Origin of the sequence: Chromobacterium sp. ASV23, from assembly GCF_016428945.1 — a bacterium.
In the GTDB taxonomy this organism is placed as follows: Bacteria; Pseudomonadota; Gammaproteobacteria; order Burkholderiales; family Chromobacteriaceae; genus Chromobacterium; species Chromobacterium sinusclupearum.
Genome location: NZ_JAELTR010000255.1, coordinates 1 through 322 on the forward strand (window position 1 = coordinate 1; position 322 = coordinate 322).

Here is a 322-nt window from a genome sequence, read left to right on the forward strand (position 1 = left end):
TGAAAAGGTAAGCCGCGCCCCCTGCCCGGAATGGGGTCGGGGGCGTTTGTTTTTGAGGGAAGACATCATGGACGTGCTGCATTCCACTTGGTTTTGGGTGGCGATCATCGCCGCGCCGGCCATTACCTGTCTCTTATACACATCTCCGAGCCCACGAGACTCCGCCAATTATCGCGTATGCCGTCTTCTGCTTGTAAAGGGGGGGGGGGGGGGGGGGGGGGGGGGGGGGGGGGGGGGGGGGGGGGGGGGGGGGGGGGGGGGGGGGGGGGGGGGGGGGGGGGGGGGGGGGGGGGGGGGGGGGGGGGGGGGGGGGGGGGGGGGG

At 73.0% G+C, this 322-nt stretch carries 1 pseudogene; it reads left to right on the forward strand.

The annotated features are described in order from the left end of the window. Positions 1–67 precede the first annotated feature (67 nt). A pseudogene (locus JHD59_RS22480) lies at positions 68–322 on the forward strand (hypothetical protein); the annotation flags it as partial.